This window comes from Massilia orientalis (assembly GCF_030411975.2).
In the GTDB taxonomy this organism is placed as follows: Bacteria; Pseudomonadota; Gammaproteobacteria; order Burkholderiales; family Burkholderiaceae_D; genus Telluria; species Telluria orientalis.
In genome coordinates this window covers 338,066-356,323 of the sequence record NZ_JASNRB020000003.1, presented here as the reverse complement: position 1 = coordinate 356,323, position 18,258 = coordinate 338,066, and the positions used below count along the sequence as shown (strand labels likewise).

18 protein-coding genes are annotated in these 18,258 nt (G+C 71.2%); 4 read left to right on the top strand and 14 right to left on the bottom strand.

Annotated features, from left to right (window positions below; all coding sequences use genetic code 11):
* Nucleotides 1-50 precede the first annotated feature (50 nt).
* On the bottom strand, nt 51-1,769 hold the full coding sequence (locus tag QPK29_RS05880; RefSeq protein ID WP_371771460.1) for an MFS transporter: 1,719 nt from the start codon (nt 1,767-1,769) through the stop codon (nt 51-53).
* Between the two features lie 142 nt (nt 1,770-1,911).
* On the opposite strand from QPK29_RS05880, the gene QPK29_RS05875 reads away from it, so the two are divergent.
* A complete protein-coding gene (locus QPK29_RS05875) occupies nt 1,912-2,910 on the top strand; it encodes an alpha/beta fold hydrolase (RefSeq protein ID WP_371771461.1) in 999 nt (332 codons plus the stop codon).
* On the opposite strand, the gene mdcH is transcribed toward QPK29_RS05875, so the two are convergent.
* From mdcH to mdcA, 9 genes are all read right to left on the bottom strand, one after another.
* Nucleotides 2,904-3,821: a malonate decarboxylase subunit epsilon gene (mdcH, locus tag QPK29_RS05870; protein WP_371771462.1), complete on the bottom strand. Its 918-nt coding sequence runs from the start codon at nt 3,819-3,821 to the stop codon at nt 2,904-2,906. The two genes, QPK29_RS05875 and mdcH, sit on opposite strands and share 7 nt — an antisense overlap.
* Nucleotides 3,818-4,411: a malonate decarboxylase holo-ACP synthase gene (locus QPK29_RS05865; protein WP_371771463.1), complete on the bottom strand. Its 594-nt coding sequence runs from the start codon at nt 4,409-4,411 to the stop codon at nt 3,818-3,820. The genes mdcH and QPK29_RS05865 overlap by 4 nt, the downstream gene beginning before the upstream one ends.
* 1 nt (nt 4,412) lies before the next feature.
* Complete coding sequence (gene madM / locus QPK29_RS05860; RefSeq protein WP_056133307.1) at nt 4,413-5,177, bottom strand: malonate transporter subunit MadM; 765 nt, start codon at nt 5,175-5,177, stop codon at nt 4,413-4,415.
* Nucleotides 5,178-5,188: 11 nt separating this feature from the next.
* Nucleotides 5,189-5,590, bottom strand: coding sequence for a malonate transporter subunit MadL (gene madL, locus QPK29_RS05855; RefSeq protein ID WP_371771464.1), 402 nt, complete (start codon nt 5,588-5,590; stop codon nt 5,189-5,191).
* Between the two features lie 75 nt (nt 5,591-5,665).
* Nucleotides 5,666-6,487: a biotin-independent malonate decarboxylase subunit gamma gene (mdcE, locus tag QPK29_RS05850; protein ID WP_056133301.1), complete on the bottom strand. Its 822-nt coding sequence runs from the start codon at nt 6,485-6,487 to the stop codon at nt 5,666-5,668.
* Nucleotides 6,484-7,332 (bottom strand): biotin-independent malonate decarboxylase subunit beta, encoded by an 849-nt coding sequence (locus QPK29_RS05845; protein WP_371771465.1) that lies wholly within the window; start codon nt 7,330-7,332, stop codon nt 6,484-6,486. The genes mdcE and QPK29_RS05845 overlap by 4 nt, the downstream gene beginning before the upstream one ends.
* The gene (locus QPK29_RS05840) at nt 7,329-7,640 is read right to left on the bottom strand and encodes a malonate decarboxylase subunit delta (RefSeq protein WP_056133297.1); all 312 of its coding nucleotides are present in this window, start codon (nt 7,638-7,640) and stop codon (nt 7,329-7,331) included. Before QPK29_RS05840 ends, QPK29_RS05845 begins: the two co-directional genes overlap by 4 nt.
* Nucleotides 7,641-7,644: 4 nt before the next feature.
* Nucleotides 7,645-8,511, bottom strand: coding sequence for a triphosphoribosyl-dephospho-CoA synthase (locus QPK29_RS05835; protein ID WP_371771466.1), 867 nt, complete (start codon nt 8,509-8,511; stop codon nt 7,645-7,647).
* A complete protein-coding gene (gene mdcA, locus QPK29_RS05830) occupies nt 8,511-10,166 on the bottom strand; it encodes a malonate decarboxylase subunit alpha (RefSeq protein WP_371771467.1) in 1,656 nt (551 codons plus the stop codon). The genes QPK29_RS05835 and mdcA overlap by 1 nt, the downstream gene beginning before the upstream one ends.
* 126 nt (nt 10,167-10,292) lie before the next feature.
* On the opposite strand from mdcA, the gene QPK29_RS05825 reads away from it, so the two are divergent.
* Nucleotides 10,293-11,210, top strand: coding sequence for a LysR family transcriptional regulator (locus QPK29_RS05825; protein WP_371771468.1), 918 nt, complete (start codon nt 10,293-10,295; stop codon nt 11,208-11,210).
* Here the strand turns inward: QPK29_RS05825 and QPK29_RS05820 are convergent.
* On the bottom strand, nt 11,119-12,174 hold the full coding sequence (locus QPK29_RS05820) for an NAD-dependent epimerase/dehydratase family protein (protein ID WP_371771469.1): 1,056 nt from the start codon (nt 12,172-12,174) through the stop codon (nt 11,119-11,121). The two genes, QPK29_RS05825 and QPK29_RS05820, sit on opposite strands and share 92 nt — an antisense overlap.
* Nucleotides 12,175-12,275: 101 nt before the next feature.
* Here QPK29_RS05820 and QPK29_RS05815 point away from each other — a divergent pair, with 101 nt between their 5' ends.
* A complete protein-coding gene (locus tag QPK29_RS05815) occupies nt 12,276-13,190 on the top strand; it encodes a LysR family transcriptional regulator (protein ID WP_371771470.1) in 915 nt (304 codons plus the stop codon).
* On the opposite strand, the gene QPK29_RS05810 is transcribed toward QPK29_RS05815, so the two are convergent.
* Both QPK29_RS05810 and QPK29_RS05805 read right to left on the bottom strand, forming a co-directional pair.
* On the bottom strand, nt 13,160-16,144 hold the full coding sequence (locus QPK29_RS05810) for a sensor histidine kinase (protein ID WP_371771471.1): 2,985 nt from the start codon (nt 16,142-16,144) through the stop codon (nt 13,160-13,162). The genes QPK29_RS05815 and QPK29_RS05810 overlap by 31 nt on opposite strands.
* A gap of 11 nt (nt 16,145-16,155) precedes the next feature.
* Nucleotides 16,156-16,791 carry a response regulator transcription factor gene (locus tag QPK29_RS05805; protein WP_056133278.1) on the bottom strand — a complete coding sequence of 212 codons (636 nt, stop codon included), beginning with the start codon at nt 16,789-16,791 and terminating at the stop codon, nt 16,156-16,158.
* Nucleotides 16,792-16,985: 194 nt separating this feature from the next.
* On the opposite strand from QPK29_RS05805, the gene QPK29_RS05800 reads away from it, so the two are divergent.
* Complete coding sequence (locus tag QPK29_RS05800; RefSeq protein ID WP_371771472.1) at nt 16,986-17,297, top strand: hypothetical protein; 312 nt, start codon at nt 16,986-16,988, stop codon at nt 17,295-17,297.
* A 3-nt stretch (nt 17,298-17,300) separates the two neighbouring features.
* On the opposite strand, the gene QPK29_RS05795 is transcribed toward QPK29_RS05800, so the two are convergent.
* Nucleotides 17,301-18,254: an MBL fold metallo-hydrolase gene (locus tag QPK29_RS05795; RefSeq protein ID WP_371771473.1), complete on the bottom strand. Its 954-nt coding sequence runs from the start codon at nt 18,252-18,254 to the stop codon at nt 17,301-17,303.
* Nucleotides 18,255-18,258: the final 4 nt, after the last annotated feature.

Genomic DNA, 18,258 nt, shown 5'->3' with positions numbered 1-18,258 from the left:
CTTTTACTGAGCATGGATCCCCGCGTGCGCGAGGATGACGTGCCATATGCTTACTTTGCCGCCGGCCCCGCGAAAAACGCGTCGATCTCCTCCAGCGTCTTGCCGCGTGTCTCGGGCAGCAGGAAGGCGGACGCGAGGAAATACACGACCGTGCACGCGGCGCCAAAGAAGAAGATCGTGGAATAGCCGTGGCGGCCGACGGTCGGCAGGAACACGGCCGCGATCGACGTCGACACGAACTGGTTGATCAACAGCGCGATGCTCATGCCGTTCGAGCGGATCCGCGTCGGCATCAGCTCGGACAGCGCGAGCCACACGCAGACGCCCGGCCCGATGGCGAAGCTCGCGACGAACAGGCAGATCGCCACCGCGACGAGCCACCCGTGGCCCGCCGTCGGCAGTGGCCCGAGGCGTGCGGCTTCGATCGAAAACGGCGCGGTGGCCGCCGCGGCCGGATCCGGGAACGGGTTCAGGTGCAGGCGGCGGAACGCGGCGCCGATCACGCTGTCGGGCTGCACGGTGTCGACGCGGCGCGCGTCCAGGCGCGGTAGGGCGGGATCGTCGCTGCGAATGCTGGCCACGTTCGTGAACGGGCCGTACGCATACGCGACCGTCAGCACCTGCGGCGGGCCGGCCGGGTCGGCGCCGAGCGCACGCAGGGTCGGCGCGTCGAGGCGCAGCGCCAGGCCGTCGTCGCGCGCTTGCGCGGTCACCTGCGCGCTCACGTCGCGCTGCCGGATCTCGTTCGCGCGGAACAGCAGGCCGACAGTCAGCAGCGCGACGACGATGCCGGCCGTGCCCACCATCAGCAGGAAGCGGCGGCCCTTGCGGTCCACGAGCAGCACGGCGACGATCGTCATCAGCGCGTTCAGCACTTTCAGCAGCACGTCCGCCAGGTTGGCGCTGGCGCCGGACAGGCCCGCGCGGTTGAGGATGTTGACGACGTATGCCAGCACGGAATTGATGCCGGTCGCCTGGTTGCAGGCGAGGATCAGGCAGGCCAGCAGGAACGGCAGCACGTAGCGGCGCGACAGCAGCGGGTCCGTCGCGCGCGCACCCGGCGTGGCCGTCGCTTCCCGCTTGCCGCGCTGCGCGAGCCAGCGCGGCGATTCCGCCAGCAGCAGGCAGCCCAGCGTAAAGACGACACCGGGCGTGAGGCACATCCAGAAGATGCCGCGCCACGCGTGGTCCTTGGCGGCCAGCACCGCGGCGGCACGGGCCGCATCCGGGAGCACCGCCGCGGCCTCCGTCGCGACCTGCACGCTACGCGCCTGCACGAGCCCGATCACGGCGGCAGCCACGAGGCCCACCGTGAGCAGCAGCTGGAACAGCGCGGCGCCGCGTCCGCGCCGGTCCGCCGGCAGGCACTCGGCGAGATACAGCGGCACGATCACGCCGATGAGTCCTCCGCTCACGCCCTGCAGCAGGCGTCCGCACAGCAGCGCGACATAGCCATCCGCGAGCGCGATCAGCGGAATGCTGGCGACGAACAGCGCGCCCGACACGACCATCGCGGGACGGCGCCCGATGAAGTCGGCGAGCAGGCCGGCGAACAGCGACGACAGCACGGACCCGAGCAGCACGGCCGCCACGACGAACGAGAGCTGCTGGGCATTGAGCTTCCACGCCAGCGCGGCCGTCGATTCCAGGTAAGGCAATGCGCCCGCGATGATGCCCACGTCGATGCCGTACAGCAGGCCGCCCATGCCGGCGATGAACAGCAGGTAGCGGGTGGACCAGGCGGGGGATCTCGAGAGGGCTGCCGTCATGTCGTCTCCAGTCGGTTTTTTGGGCTCAGTGTAACCTCCGCGCACCGCTCGGGTGTGTCAAATCTTGCGGTGTGGAGATTGGTGAGCTTTCACGCCGGCGCCGCGCGCTAGGATGGCGGTTTCCCACTTTTCCAGAGATTCCATGGCGCGTCCCGTCCTGCTTTCCCTCGTGCTGGCCTGCGTATCGACCGGCGCGATCTGCGCCGCCATGAACGACGCCGACCGCGAGTTCGCCCGCCCGCACCAGATGGTCGACATCGGCGGACGCCGCCTGAACCTGTACTGCGCGGGCAGCGGGCCGGTGACCGTCGTGTTCGACGCGCCGTCGGGGGATGGCGGCTGGACGTGGCACGGCGTGCAGCCGAAGGTGGCGGCGCGCACGCGTGCCTGCGTGTACGACCGCGCGGCGCGCGGCTTCAGCGACCCGTCGCCGCTGCCGCCCACGTTCGGCAATGCCGTGTCCGACCTGCACGCGCTGCTCGGCAAGGCCGGCATCGCGCCGCCTTACGTCCTCGTCGGGAACTCGTTCGGCGGCGCGGCCGTCCAGTTGTATGCGTACCGCTATCCGCAGGATGTGAAGGCGCTCGTGCTTGTCGAAGCAGGGCACGAGGACGAAGAAAAGCGGGTCAACGCCGCGTCGCAGGGCAAGCTGAAACAGTTCTACGACGCACAGAACCGGTTCATCGAGCAGTGCGCGCAGGCGGCCCGCAAACGATTCGAACTGGAGAGCGATTTGTTCGCCGCCTGCACGGGCGGCACGGGCACGGCGTATGGCCGCGAACTGGCGGCCGCGCGCCTCGCGACGGTGCGCCGACCCGCGTACTGGGACGATCTCGTCGCGGGCAACAAGGCGGGCGACGCGAGCGAAGCGGAGTTGCGGGCCGCGCGCCGCAGTTTCGGCGACCTGCCGCTCGTCGTGCTCGTACGCGGCGTGAGCCCGTACGCGGTGCCGGGCAAGCCGCAGAGTGCCCTGAACAAGGCGACGGAGGCGGAAAACCTGGCGATCCAGAAGGACATCGCCGCGCTGTCCACGCGCGCCAGTCTGCACGTCGTGGCGGGCGCGTCGCACATTATCCAGGCCGACAAGCCGCAAGCCGTCGTCGACGCCGTGAACGAGGCGCTGGACCGCGCCGGCTACTGATCCGCGCGCGCGACCTGCACCAGCGTATCGAGCCGGTTGCCGTCGGCGCACAGGGCGATGCCGGCGCCGAAGTCGGCTTCGAGCGCGAGCCGCGTCAGCACGGACCGGCTGGGCATTTCCAGCGCCGTGCGGGCGCCCCGTTCCCATGCGTGGCGCAAGGTATCCGCCCACAGCACGGGGCGCGCCATGTTCGCGGCGAGGTCCGCCATGATCCGGTCGGCGTCGAACAGCGCACGCGCCGCGCTGCTGCTGACATACGTGATGCGCGGGCGCTTGCGCGGCACCTGGTCGCAGGCACAGGCGAGCGTGCGCGCCTGGTCGTCCAGCAGCGGCGAGTGGGAGGGCACCGGCACCGCGAGCCGTTCCGCGCGAGTGGCGCCGTGCGCCAGGGCCAGCGCGGCGACGGCGTCCAGGGCGGGCGCGCTGCCCGAGACGACGAGTTGCCGCGGCGCGTTCAGGTTCGCCAGGTACGCCGGACCGTGGACCTGCGCCAGCAGCGGTTCCAGCTGTTGGCGCGTGAGCCCGCCGATCGCGGTCATGCCGTAGTCGTGCGGGTACGCATCCTCCATCAGCCGGGCGCGCAGTTCGACGAGGCGCACGGCATCGCTAAAATCCAGCACGCCGGCGACGACGGCCGCGGGCCAGGCGCCGATCGACAAGCCGGCCACCATCCGCGGCACCGCGCAGTGCGCCGCCAGCACGCGCGCCATGGCGACGCCCGCCACCAGCAGCGATAACTGGACGGCGACGGTGGAACGCAGTGCCTCGGCGGCGTCCAGTGCGAGGACGTCGCGGCCCAATGCTTGCGTGGCCTCGGCCAGCGTGCGTTCCGTTGTGGGGTGCGCAGGCAGCGCGTGCAGCATGCCGGGCTTTTGCGCGCCCTGGCCGGGAAAGGTGAACAGCACGGTCATGCGGCCTCCCAGGGATCGTCGACGAGACGGGGACCGGCGTCCGTCTTGAACAGCACGCGCCCGCCGCGCGCATATTCCGCGAGCGCGAAGCCGCCGGCGCCCGTATCGAGCTGGATGTCGAGTCGGCACGGCTGGCCGTCCGACAGTGCGCACAGCGCCTCGATCAACCCGGCGGACGGCCGGCGCGGCAGGCGCACGAGCAGATCGAGGTCGCTCGAAGCGCGCAGCACGGGCAGGCCGCACGCGAGCCAGAAGCCCGCACCGCCGGCCGGCCCCCAGTCGACGTCGAGCGCATCCAGCCGCGGGGCCAGCGCGCGCAGGGCCGCGATGCAGGGAAGATCGCCGTCTGCCGTGCGGGCCCGCGCCGCCAGCATGCGCGGGGTGACGATGGACGCCACATCGCTGGCGGCGACGTAGCCTTTGCACCGTTCGTTGCGTGCCAGGCCGCGTGCGCCCACGGGGACGATGCCCGGCGCCGTCGCCTCCCTCCGCACGACCAGCGGCGCGGCCGGATCCAGCCAGTCCGGCCGCGCACCGTCGCACGCGAACGCGTCGGGCCGGCGGACGAACAGCAGGTCGTGCGGGACCATGTCAGCCCACCAGCGCGCGGGTCGCGAAGAACAGCAGAGACGGACCGAGGAGGCAGCCGAGGCCCGTGTGGAACGTCGCGACGAGGGCACCGTACGGCACGAGCCTGCGGTCGGTGGCGGCGAGACCCGCCGAGACGCCGCTGACCGTGCCGGCCAGACCGCCGAACACCATCGCCGAGCGCGGCGTGGACAGGCGCAGGAAGCGCGCCGCCATCGGCGTGCCGACCATGACCATGATCGCCTTCACGAGACCCGTCGCGATCGACAGCGCCATGATTTCCGAGCTGGCACCGATCGCGGCGCCCGTCACTGGTCCGACGATGTAGGTGACGGCGCCGGCGCCGATGGTCGTGATGCTGACGGCGTCGCGGTAGCCGAAGCCCCACGCCACGCTGGCGCCCACGATGAACGGCAGCACGGTGCCGAGCATCAGCGCGACGACGCCCACGAGGCCGGCCTTTTTCGCTTCCACGACCTGCACTTCGAAGGCGGTGGCGACGATGGCGAAGTCGCGCAGCATGGCGCCGCCCATCAGGCCGACGCCGGCGAACAGGGTGACGTCCGCGAGGCCTTTCTGGCCGCCGGTCTGGATGCCGCCCCAGTAGGCGAGGCCGAGGCCGATGAGGATGGCGATGGCGGAGCCGTGCACGCGGCCGAACGTGAGGCGGCGCGACAACTGCATCGACACGATCATCACGAGGCCCACGAGGGCGAAGGCGAGCACGAGGCCGTTGTGTTTCGCGGTCTTTTCCAGGAGTTCGAGCATGGTGGTCTCCGTCAGGCGTGTTGGGTGGCGACGCGGGCGTCTGCGTCCGCTTCGGGAACCGGGCGTTCGCCGCGGTTGATCAGCGAGACGCACACCGCGCACACGAGGACCGAGGCGAGGGCGGCGAGCAGCGCGACGGGTCCGCCGCGCAGCGCCGAGACGACGTTCTGCTGGGCGGCCATCGCGACGACGACCGGGATGTACATCGCGCCCCAGAACGCGACGCCCATTTCGGTCTGCTGCGGCATCAGGCCGCGCTTGTGCAGCCACAGGCGGGCGCAGATCAGCAGGATCATGGCGATGCCCACCCCGCCGACGTTGGTCTTGGCGCCCAGCAGCGCCCCGAGCAGGTCGCCCAGGAAGATGCCGAGCAGGTGGCAGATGGCCAGCAATGCGGTTCCGTAGATAATCATGTCTGTCTCCTCTTTTTCCAGAAAAAGGTGGACCGGCCGAAGGTATTGTTGTTGGCGGCCGGGTACTGCGGGGAATTATTCGTCGCCCTCCCATTCCGCTGCGAGCAGCGCGCGTACTGACCGCGAGGCACCCCGGTGTTGGCCGCGCAGGCGGCAGGACAGGTCACGGCGCGGGTCCTCGAGGATGTCCGCCAGCGCCGCTTCCAGTGCGCCGTGGACGAGGGCGATGTCCTGCTCGTCCGGCAGCGCCAGGTTCGTCAGCTGCAGCACCTCGTGCAGGATGCCGAGCGACGCGAAGCTTCGGATGTCGTAGGCCATCGGGGGCACGCTGGCCGCGAGCCTTTCCAGTGCCTCGACGGAGCGCAGGGTCACGCGGGCGGCCGAGGCCTTGCCCATCGCGTGCACCGCGACGGCCGGGTCGTCGAGCGCGATCAGCCGGTTGGCCTGGTAGCCGTGCGCGAGGAACGCGCCGGACATCGCGAGACCCACGATCAGCCCGATGACGGGGTGGCCGGCCTGGCGTGCGTCCGCATACGCGGCCACGGCGGCGGCCAGCGCCTGGTGGATGCCGTATGCTTCCTCGCGCCGGCCATAGGCCTGGCTCGGGACGTCGATGACGGCGACGATGGCGCGCTTGTCGGACGCGTCCCGGTCCAGGTCGATGACGTCGCGCACGGCCTGGGCGAGACGCCAGCCCTCGACGAGGCCCACTTCGCCGTTGCGGGCGCGGGGAAATGCGTTGTCGGGGTCGGGCACGACGGCGATGTAGCGTGCGGGCCGGCCAGCCAGGATGGCGTCGCAGGCGTGCACGGTGGTCCAGTCGTGGGCCGGGTGGGCGCCGCCCGTGAGCAGGCGCAGCCACATGGCGCCGCGCGAGGCGTGGTTCGTGTCCATCATTCGAGTCCTTTCGCATAGAGTTCACGGACGTCCTGCGCCGTGGCCTGCCGGTCCGTATCGACCCGTTCGAGGCAGGCGAGGAAATCCGCCGCGCGGTCGCTGCGGTGCACCGCCGGCACGCCGCGGGCGAAACAGTCGATCACGCTCGCGCGCACGGCGGCCGTGTCGTCGTCCACGCAGGCATCGGCCAGGTGCGTCGCGGCGCGCTGCTCGCCGCCTGTCAGGCCCCAGATCAGCGCGCGCTGGCGTGCGTCGAATTCGGCGACGCCCGCTTCCTGCTCGATGACCTGCGGACCGTTCAGGCCCAGCCGGGCCTCGCGCGTCATCACGAAGTACGAGCACAGGCCGGCCGCGATCGACATGCCGCCGTAGCAGCCCACCGTGCCCGCGCTGATGCCGATGACGGGACGGTGGCGGCGCAGGGCGACGATGGCGGACTGGATCTCGGCGATGCCGGCCAGGCCCAGGTTCGCTTCCTGCAGGCGCACGCCGCCCGTCTCGAACACGATCACGGCCTGCGTCGGGGTGCCCCGTTCGTTGTCGCGCAGCGCCAGTTCCAGCGCGCCGGCGATCTTGGCGGCGCCGATTTCTCCCATGCTGCCGCCCTGGAACGCGCCTTCGATGGCCAGCACGACGGTGGGCAGGCCAGCGAGCTTGCCCTTGGCGACGACGACGCCGTCGTCGGCCTGGGTGACGAGGTGCTGCATGGCGAGCCACGGCGAGTGCAGGCGTGCGAACGGGCCGGCCAGTTCGCGGAACGTGCCCGGGTCGAGCAGCGCCTGCGCGCGGCTGCGGGCACCCCGTTCGATGAAGCTGTCGCGCTTCAACAGGTTCTCGATGTTCATGGCGTGCCTCCGTTGTTCGCTGACTGTTCGTACGCCTGCTCGATGCGCATGCGGACGACGCCCGGCGTCGCGCCGTTGTCGTTGATCTCGATGTGCGCGGCCGGCAGGTCGCCGGCGCCGAACACGCGCTCCAGCAGCGCCTTCCACGTGGCGCCATAGCCGTCGACGGACGTCTGCACGGACACCTTCGTGCGGCCGGCGGTTGCGGGCTCCAGCAGCACTTCCAGGTCGCCGGAGCTGACGACGCCGCTGACGGTGCGCCCAAGCGCGCTCTGGCCGGCGGCAAATTCGTATTCCAGTCTCTCCATTGTCTTATTCTCCTCGTTCGATTCGGTCCAGCAGCAGCGCGGCCGCCAGCAGGTCGGCGGCGCCGCCGGGCGAGACGTGCAGCCGGCGCAGGCGCGCTTCCAGCACGTCGAATGCGCGCCGCCCGTTCGGCGTGGCGATGCCGCCACACGCGAGCACGCGGCGCGCGCCGTCCTGCGCCGCATCCAGCGCCTTGCGGCCGCCGCGCGCGAGCAAACAGGTGTCGTCCAGCGTGGCCATCACGGCCAGCAAGGCGTTCACGCGGGCGTGGTGTTCGGCATCGCCGCGCGCGCGGGCCAGCGTCAGCATCGGCAGCGCGTGGTCGATCACGTGCGGGAAGCCGGCGCGGGCCTGGCCGCGGGCGCCGCCCACGCCGTGCTCGATGCAGGCGCGCTCGCCCTTGTGACCCGTGGTCGACGGTGCGCCCGGGTCGGCGATGCGGGCCAGCCTGCCGGCGTGGGCCGCGATGGTTCGCGCCTCGCGTTCCATCGAGCCGGCGGCCGCCGTGACGAGCAGGCCCAGGGCCCAGATCGCGCCGCGGTGCGTGTTCACGCCGCCGCTGGCCGCCATCATCGCCGCTTCGCCGTCGCGGCCGATGGCGCCGATGCGCCGGCGCAGCCGCGCGTCGTCGTCCGCGATGAGCAGGCCCGCCAGCGCCATCTGGCCGAATGCGGGCCGGAGAGCGCAGGCGGACGCGCACATCAGCGGCCACGAGAGGTCGCGGTGGGCGCCCGCGCCGCGCAGGTCGACGAGGCCGGGCTTCGGCGTCAGCATCGCTTCGTCGACCAGCGCCGCGACGGCGTGGTCGGCCAGCGCCAATGCGAGGTCGGGCGCGGCGTCGGCCGGGATGAGAATCGGATCGCGCGCCGTCATCACCAGCTCCTGAATTTCGCCGGCGGCTCGTACAGGCCGCCCGACCACTCGACCAGTTCCGCGATGCTCTTCGCCGCGAGCAGCGAGCGGGTCGCGTCGGCGCGGCGCACGCCCAGGTCTTCCGGCAGCGCGATCAGGCCTTCCGCGCGCATGCGGGCCGTCTGCTTCGGATCGTGCGTGAGGCCGATGGGCGTGACGCCCGCCACCGCCGCCAGCATCGCCTTGCGTTCTTCGAGCGAGCGCGCCTTGTACAGGTAGGCGATGCCTTCTTCGGTGAGGACGTGGGTGACGTCGTCGCCGTAGATCATGACCGGCGCCAGCGGCATGCCGGATGTCTTGCCCACCTCGACGGCGTCCAGCGATTCCACGATCGTGGGCTGGCTGCCGTCCTGGAACGTCTCGACCATCTGCACGACGAGCTTCTTGCCGCGCGCGAGCGGATCGTCCGTCTCCACGAGGTCGAGCCACGCTGGTGTCGGATGGCGGCGGCCGTGCGGGTCGTGGCCCATGTTCGGTGCTCCGCCGAAGCCCGTCATGCGGCCGTGCGTCACGGTGGACGAGTTGCCCAGGCCGTCCATTTGCAAGGTCGAACCGATGAACAGGTCGACGGCATACTGGCCCGCCAGCTGGCAGAACGCGCGATTCGAGCGCATGGAACCGTCGCGGCCGATGAAGAACACGTCGGGGCGGGCGGCCGTGTACTTTTCCATGCCCAGCTCCGCGCCGAAGCAGTGCACGCTGTCGACCCAGCCCGATTCGATGGCGGGGATCAGCGTGGGGTGCGGGTTCAAGGTCCAGTTGCGGCAGATCTTGCCTTTCAGGCCGAGCTGCTCGCCGTACGTAGGCAGCAGCAGTTCGATCGCGGCCGTGTTGAAGCCGATGCCGTGGTTCAGCGACTGCACGCCGTGGCGCTCGTAGACGCCGCGGATCGCCATCATCCCCATCAGGATATGCACGGGCTTGATGAGGCGCGGGTCGCGCGTGAACAGCGGTTCGATGTAGAACGGCTTGTCGGCCCGTACGACGTAGTCGACCCACGCGCCGGGGATGTCCACGCGGGGCAGGTCCTTCGGGTCGTCGACGATCTCGTTCACCTGCGCGATCACGATGCCGTCGCGGAAGGCGGCCGCCTCGACGAGCGCCGGCGTGTCTTCCGTGCTCGGTCCCGTGTACAGGTTGCCGTGGCGGTCCGCCGTATAGCCCGCGACCATCACGACATTCGGCGACAGGTCCACGTACAGGCGCGCATACAGCTCGATGTAGGTGTGCAGGGCGCCGACCGTGAGCGTGCCCTCCTGCAGGAATTGCGAGATGCGCAGGCTTTGCGCGCCGGCGTAGGCGAAATCGAGCTTGCTGGCGATGCCCCGCTCGAACAGGTCCAGGTGCTCCGGCAGGCTCACGCTGGGCATGATCATGTGCAGCCTGTTGATCCGGTCCGGGTCCACCTGCACGAGGGCGCGGGCGAGGAAGTCCGCCTGTTTCTGGTTATTCCCCTCGAGGACGACGCGGTCGCCGCCGGCCAGCAGCAGTTCGAGGGCATCGACGATGCGCGCGCTGTCCAGCACGGGGCCGTCGGCCAGGTGGCTCGCTGCCGCCATGCGCCGCGCCTTGTCCTGGCGCCGCGTGTCCCATCGGCGGGGAGTGTTGCTTTCCATGTTGTCTCCTTTGTATGGAAGGTAGGGCCAGCATAGAAAGGAGACGGCCGGGCTTCAATCAACGCGGCAGCGCAATGTTTACTCCCAGGTTAATGATTCGGGTATGCTTTACCGAGGAGCGGCGCGATGATCGATGAAGAGATTACTTTAAAGAAACTGGAAGTCTTCCTGGCCTTCATGCGCCTGCACAGCCTCGCGCGCGTGTCGGAGGAACTGGGCCAGAGCACGGTCAGCATCCACCGCGCGCTGCACTCGCTGGAAGAGGGATTGCGCTGTCCGTTGTTCCGGCGCGAAGGCAGGAGCCTCGTGCCGCTGCCGGCCGCCTACGCGTTCGCCAAGCACGCGCAGCGCGCCGTCAGCGAAACGGAAGAGGGCGTGCGCAAGGTGCGCGAGCTGGCCGGCTTCGCGGGCGGCAGGCTGAAGATCGGGTCGCTGTATTCGCTGACGCTGCGCTGCATCCCGCAACTGCTCATGGGCCTCAAGTTGCGCCGGCCCGAGCTGCAGATCGACCTCACGCTGGGCTCGAACCAGGAATTGCTGCGCGGGCTCGACGAGGGCCGGCTGGATGCGATCGTGATCGGGCTGCAGGCGCCGCTCGACGATGCGCAACTGTTGACGGTGCCGCTGTTCGAGGACGAGGTGCATCTCGCCGCGCCGCTGGGCTCACCGTACGCGGGCCGCGCGCACGTCGACTTGCGCGACCTGGAGGGCGAAAAATTCATCACGCTGGGCGGTGGCTTCGTCACGTCGGACAGCTTCGACCACGCGTTCCGCCAGGCCGGCTACACGCCGGAGACGATCATGCGCGTGTCCGACATCTTCTCGCTGATCAACCTCGTCAGCGGCGGCATGGGCTACAGCCTGCTGCCGGGCCGCGTGGCCGAATTCAGCACGCGCATCCAGCTGATCCCGCTCGATGCGCCGTACGCGTCGCACCAGATCATCAGCCTGCTCATCTCGAAGAGCCGCGAGCGCGATCCGAACCTGCTGGCGCTGGCGGCGGAGTGCCGGATGTACGGGAAAGGGCAGCGGCTGGGCGGTTAGGCGGCAGGCAGCCGAGTCCTTCCAGCGTGCGCTCGACGGCCACGTCCAGCGGCGTGTGCGGCTCCGCGCCCAGCACCTCGGCGAGGCGGGTATTTTCCAGGCGGACGGTCTGGCGCCACAGGTAGCGCATCTCCCACAGTTCGCGCAGGGTTTCGTTGAACGGCGTGGCCAGCCGCACGAGCCACCATGGGAAGGTAGCGACGGTCGCGCGGCCGCCGCGGCGTCCGACGATGCGGGCGATGGCGGCGCACATCGCCGTGCCGTCCGGGTCCCAGTGGCCGTTCATGTGGAAGCGGGCGAACGGCTCGAGCGCGTTGCGGCGCCCGATCAGCGCGACCATCGCCGCGGCCGCGTCCGGCAGGTAAGCCCACTGGTGGCCGACGCCGGGGGCGGCCGGGTTGGCGATGCGGCGCACCGGCTTGCCCGGCTTGACGAGGCCTTGCGCGAACCAGTTGTTGCCGGCGCGGGGGCCGAAGAAATCGCCGGCGCGGACGATGAGCGCGCGGCCGCCGCGGTCCGCATACGCCTGCAGTGCCGCTTCCATCCGTACGCGCAGCGCACCCTTGCGCGTGGTCGGATGCTGGGGTGCGTCCTCGGCGACGACCGGGAACGCGTCCGCGCCATAGTTGTACACCGTGCCCGGCAGGACGACGAGCGCGCCGTTCGCTGCGGCCGCCGCGATCGTATTGTCCAGCATCGGCAGCACCAGCCGGTCCCAGTCGCGGTAGCCCGGCGGGTTCACGGCGTGCACGATGACGGCGCAGCCCTGCGCGGCGCGGGCCACGTCGGCGGCCGACATGGCGTCCCCGCCTATCCATGCGACGCCGTCGGCGTCCGGCGCCGCGGCGGCCAGTCCGCGCTTCATGCCGCGTACCCGCCATCCGGCCCGCGCCAGCTGCCGCGCCACCTCGCCGCCGATGCCGCCGCCGGCGCCCAGTACCAGTACCGTGTCGTTCCCGTTCATGCCGTCCTCCGTGCGTTGAAAGTGTTGACAGCGTAGCGCCGGTTCTGGCTCAATGGAATTGCATAAGTTTTACCATCCGCTCAACATTTTTGTATAACTACATGGCATCGGACATCGAATGGGAACTGTATCGCGCCTTCCTCGGCGTGCTGCGCGAAGGCTCGCTGTCCGGCTCTGCCCGGGCGCTGGGCGTGGCGCAGCCGACGGTCGGGCGCCACGTGGCTGCGCTCGAGAAAGCACTGGGCCTCGTGCTGTTCACCCGCTCCCAGACGGGGTTGCTGCCCACGGAGGCGGCGTTCGCGCTGCGCCCGCACGCGGAAACGATGGAAAGCACGGCCGCCGCGCTGGAACGGACGGCGTCCGGCCTGCGCGGCGGCGCCGGGTCGGTGGCGGGCACGGTCAGGATCAGCGTCAGCGAGGTCGTGGGCGTCGAGGTGATGCCGGCCATCGTCGCGGACCTCGTCCAGCGCCATCCCGCGCTGAAGGTGGAGCTGGTGCTGTCGAACCGGGTGCACGACCTGCTGCAGCGCGAAGCCGACATCGCCGTGCGCATGACCGCCCCGCGCCAGGAGCAGCTGGTGGCGCGCCGCATCGGCGCCATCGAACTGGGGCTGCACGCGGCACCGGCGTACCTGGCCCGGCGCGGCGCGCCGGCCACGCTCGCCGATCTCGGGAACCATGCGCTGATCGGCTACGACCGCCCGACGCCGTTCGTGCGCCAGGCCGCGAAGGCGCTGCCGGGCTTTACGCGCGACCGTTTTGCGCTGCGCACGGACAGCGACGTGGCCCAGCTGGCGCTGATCCGCGCCGGCGCCGGCATCGGCGTGTGCCAGGTGCCGCTGGCCATGTGCGCGCCTGCGCTCGTGCGCGTGCTGCCGGATGCGTTCGCGTTCCGGCTCGATACATGGGTCACGATGCATGAAGACCTGCGCGCGAGCCCGCACTGCCGGATCGCGTTCGACGCGCTCGCCGCCGGGCTGGAGGACTATATCGGCGGCGCCCGGTCGGCCCCGTAGGCGTGCGCGCCGGGCACGGTCAACGTGACCGTCGTGCCCTGGCGCGGGCCGCTGGCTATCTCCAGGCGCGCGCCGATGCGTTCCGCCCGTTCGCGCATGCCGATCAGGCCCCAGTGCCCGCGGTATCCCGCCAACCCGGCGCCGCCGTGCCGCACGGGCTCGGGCAGGCCGCGGCCGTCGTCGGACACGCACAGCGTGAGCGCGCGGCGCGCATGGATCAGCGTGACGCGCACGCGGGCGGCGTGCGCGTGGGCGAACGCGTTGCGCAGCGCCTCGCGCGCGATCTCCGCGATCTCGTCGGCGACGGGCGCGAGCAGGGGACGGCGCTCGCCTTCCACGTGCACGTCGACGGCCAGCGCGCCATACGTGAGCGTGAGGCGGGCGATGGTGTCGGCCAGCACGTCTTCCAGCACGTGCGCATCGCCCGCGCGCAGTTCCTGCAGCTGGTCGCGGCCTTCGCCGATGGCGTGGCTCGCGTCGTCCAGCACGTGCTCCAGCTGGCGGCGCGCGCCGGCGTCGGGCGGCAAGGTCGCGGCGACGGCGTCCACGCGCAGCACGAGACCCTGCACGGTCTGCAGGAAGGTGTCGTGCAGGGTGCGGGCGATGCGTTCGCGTTCGGCCGTCCTGACCTGCAGCCGCTCCGTCAGGCGGCGCGTCACGTAGCGGATGCGGTAGCGGTACAGCAGCACGCCCAGCAGCACGAGCGCGCCGGCGCAGGCGATGCGGAACCACAGCGTCTGCACGAGCGTGGGCGCCACGTGCAGCGGCAGGGTGGCGACCGCCTCGCCCGGCAGGCCGTCCTCGTTCACGGCGCGCACGTGGAACACGTAGTCGCCGGGACCGATGTTGGTGTACGACGTGGCACGGCGGACGCCCGCATCGAGCCACCCCTTGTCGACGCCGTCGAGCCGGTACTCGAACCGCACCCGTTCCGGCAGGCGCAGCGCCGGCGCCGTGTACTGGATGCGGAAGTGGTCGGTGCCGGCCGGGAGGCGGATCGTCCCTTGCGCCGGCCAGCCGCGGTCGTCCGCCGTCACGCCGAGGATCACGGCCTGTGGCGCGACGCGGTTGCGGCGCAGCTGGGCGAGGTCGAGGCGCATGACGCCACCGGTGGCCGACAGCCACAGGTTGCGGCCGTCGGCGCTGACGATGCCGCGCCAGCGGTTTTCCATCGCGGCGCGGCCCGGATAGCCGTCCAGCGCGTCGAACAATTCGTGGCGCAGCGGCAGGTCCGGGTCGCGCATGGCCTGGCGCCAGTCCGCGGCGCGCACGTGCACGAGGCCCGCGACGCCGTTCATCCAGCGGTCGCCGTCCGGCGTGACGACGATGCCGGACAGGTTGCGCAGCACGCCCGGATCCTGGGTGCGCAGCAGGCGCAGCGTGCGGTCGCGCAGCACGGCCGTGCCGCCGGAACCGCTGACGATGAGGTGTTCGCCCGTGAACAGCGCGCTCGCCTGGCCCACGGCGCCGAGATCGTAGTCCGTCAGCTTGTCGTCGAGGTAGTGCACCAGCTTGCCGTCGCCGGTCGCCAGCCACAGGGTGCCCGCGCCGTCGGTCGCGGACTGGAAGATCTTGGAAGGCAGGTTGAAGGCGGCACGCGGCAGCCAGCGGCCGTCGCGCCAGCCGATCAGGCCCGTCTCGAGCGAGGCCGTCCACAACACCTTGCCGTCGTCCAGCAGGCCGACGAGGCGGTAGTCGCGCGGCTTGCCGTCCGGGCCGGGCGGGAGCGGGATGTCTTCCACGGTGGTGCCGCGCACACGCTGCATGCTGCGTTTGCCGCCGACGAGCAGTGCGCCGTCGGGACCGTTGTTGATCACGCCGACCCACGGGCCGCGCACGGCAGCCGGCGCGGCGTCGGGCGCGAGATGCCACAGCGTGCCCGTCTCGAAGTCGGCGGCCAGCACGCGGCCGGCCCCGTCCACGCCGAAGCTGTAGCGGGTGCCGCTGCCGGGCAGGCCGCTGCGCAGGAACCGGTTGCGCCGGAAGCGATCGAGGCCGCTCTCGGTCGCCACCCAGATGTCGCCTTCGCGGTCTTCGAGGATGGCCGCCGCGCCCCGCCCCGACAGCAGCGCCGGATCCACGACCCGCTCCGCGGCCGCGGACGCGATGGTCCAGCGCGCTTCCTTGCGCTGCGCTGCGTTCGGCACGCGGCACACGGGCTGCGGGCAGTCCAGCAGCCACAGGGTGCCGTCCGCGCCGAACTGTCCGGCCCCGCCCGATTGCGACGGCGCGTACGTGCCGGGCCGCAGGCTTCCCGTGGCGGCGAGCCGGTGCAGCGTACCGTTCGCCCGCGACCACAGGCTGCCGTTCGGGGCCAGCAGCGGTTGCCCGCCCTGGTCCGTCACCCGCGCGAAGCGGCCGGCGGCCCGGTCCAGGCGCCAGGCGCCGTGTTCGTTGAACGCCCACAGGTTGCCTGCGCCGTCGACGAGCAGGTCTTCCTGGTGCGCCGTTTCCCATTCCGGCCCGGCCGCCACGGCATGCCAGCGGCCGCCGGCGAAATGGGCGATGTGCCCGCCGGCGGCCCACAGGCTGCCGTCCGTGTCGACGGCCAGTGCGCCGACGTTCTCGTACGGGGAAGGTTGGCCCGGCAGGTCCTCGACGCGGCCGTCCGGATGCAGCACCGAGATGCCTTCGGCGGCGAAGGCGATCAGCAGGTCGCCGTTCGGCGCGGCCCGCAGCACCTGGATGCGCTCATGGCTGCGTCCCGGCTGGGCGGGCAGCGCGTAGCGTTCGAAACGCTGGCCGTCGAAGCGGTACAGGCCGTCCGCCGTGCCGAGCCACAGCCAGCCGTCGCGGGTCTGCGCCATCGTGTGGATGGCCGGTGGCGCGCCGTCGGTCGCCGTCCATTGCGTGTGGTGGTAGTCGGTGAAGCCTTCCGGCGCCGCCATGGCCGACCCGGCGGCCAGCAGCAGGGCAGCCGCGAGCGCGCGGACGGGACGATGGCGGCGGCGCATCGCGGTACCGGTCAGAGGTCGATGAAGCCGCGCTGCACGGCGAGCGTGACGGCGTGCGCGCGGTCGTTCGCGCCCAGCTTCACGAGGATCGTGCTCATGTGCGTCTTGACCGTCGTCTCGCCGATGTGCAGCTGTGCGCCGATGGCGCGGTTCGAATGGCCGACGGCCGCGAGGCGCAGCACGTCGAGCTCGCGCGGCGACAGCGCGTCGCCGGCGTAGTGGATCGCCACCTCGCGCCGCAGCGCCTGCGGCAGGATGTGCGAGCCGTTGTGCACTTCGCGCACGGTCGCCGCCAGTTCGCGGCCCGGCACGTTCTTCAGCAGGTAGGCGGACGCGCCGGCCTTGAGCGCGGCCGCGATGCGGGCATCGCCGTCGTAGGTCGTGAGCACGACGAGGCGGGCGTCCGGATGCAGGCTGCGGATGGCGCGGATGGCTTCCAGGCCGTCCTTGCCGGGCATTTGCAGGTCGACGAGGGCCACGTCGGGGCGCCAGTTGGTGAAGAAACGGATCGCTTCGTCGCCGTCGCAGGCCTGGGCGACGACCTCGATGTTGCCGTGCGCAGTCAGCGAAGCGGCTATGCCTTCGCGCATCATCGGATGGTCGTCCGCGATCAGGACGCGGATCGGCGTGGCGCTGGGAGGGTTCATGCGGTGGAGTCGTTGGGGGCGGTACAGGGCAAGATTGTACAAGATTCCCCCTTATCGAGTCATCGCCCCCGCCAAATGGGTGGGGCAAAAGGCGTGAACGGACGCTACGCTGACAGCACAGGGGTCAGAGCGCGGTTCTTCTTTCGGCGCTCTGACCCCGGTTTCCACACCACACAAGTCTCCGGAGCCCCAGCATGCGTGCCGCTAACGCCCCAACCACCGAACCCATCGACGTCATCCGCATCCGCCTGTCCGCCGACGCCGGCGCAACGGCCGTCGTCAGCGAATTCCGGATGGCCAACCGCATCCTGGCCGCGTGGGCGGCGCAGGCCCGGCGCGACAGCCGTGTCGACTACGAGGTCACGTTCCTCGATGGCCTGCGCCTGTCCGGCGGCTACCCGCTGCTGCGCAGGGGCGGCAAGCCGCACGCATCGCTCAGCCGCGTGATCCGCCGGCTGTTCAAGGAGATGGCCGGCGGCCCCGCGCCGTACCTGGTCGAGGGTTGAGCGTCAGTGCGGGTCGGCCGGGTCGCCTTCGTAGTTCAGCGGCAGCCAGGCAAAGCCCGCACCCTCCCTGCGCACGTGGCCGAGGCCGGGGAACGCCACATGGGCGGCGCCGACAAGGAGGTGCTCGCGCGCCGCGCGCTCCAGCAGGCCGGCGCGCGTCGCCCGGGCGTCGGGCGCGCTGCTGTCGTACTTGACGGTCGCCTGGACCTGGTCGAGCTGCACGGCCGCCACGTGCACGACGTCGCCCCACACGAGCAGCGCCTGGCCGCCGTTCTCGACGAGATAGCCGCCGTGGCCGGGCGTGTGGCCCGGTTCGGCGACGGCGCTGATGCCGGGGACGAGCGCCGCACCGGGCGCGAACGGCTGGAAGCGGCCGGCGGCCGTGTACGGCGCGAGCGAGGCCGCCGCGCTGTCGAAGAAGCTTGCCAGGAACGCCGGCGCGGCGGCGCGCTGGTCCCTGGACAGCCAGTAATCGGCATCCGCGCCCGCCGCGCGCACGACGGCGTTCGGGAATGCGGGCTTGCCGTCGGCGAGCACGCCGCCCACGTGGTCCTTGTGCAGGTGCGTCAGCAGCACGACGTCGACCTGCTCGGGCCTGTAGCCGGCCGCGCGCAGGTTCGCGAGCAGCTTGCCGCAGCAAGCGCCGTACAGGGCGCCGGCGCCCGTGTCGATCAGCACGAGCCGCGTCCCCGTGTTGACGAGGAAGGCGTTGATGGAGCCTTGCACGGGCCGGTGCAGGTCGTTGTTGGCGAGGGCCGCGTCGACGGCGGCCGGTGTCACGCCGGTCATGACGGTATCGACCGGGAACGTGTGCGTGCCGTCGGACAGCGCCGTGATCTCGAAGCCGCCCAGCATCGTCCGATACCAGCCCGGGGCTTGGGTGTGCACCTGCGGCGCGGCGGCATGCGCCGCGGTGGCGAGCATGAAGGCCGCGGCGGCGATGAAGCGACAGGACATGGCG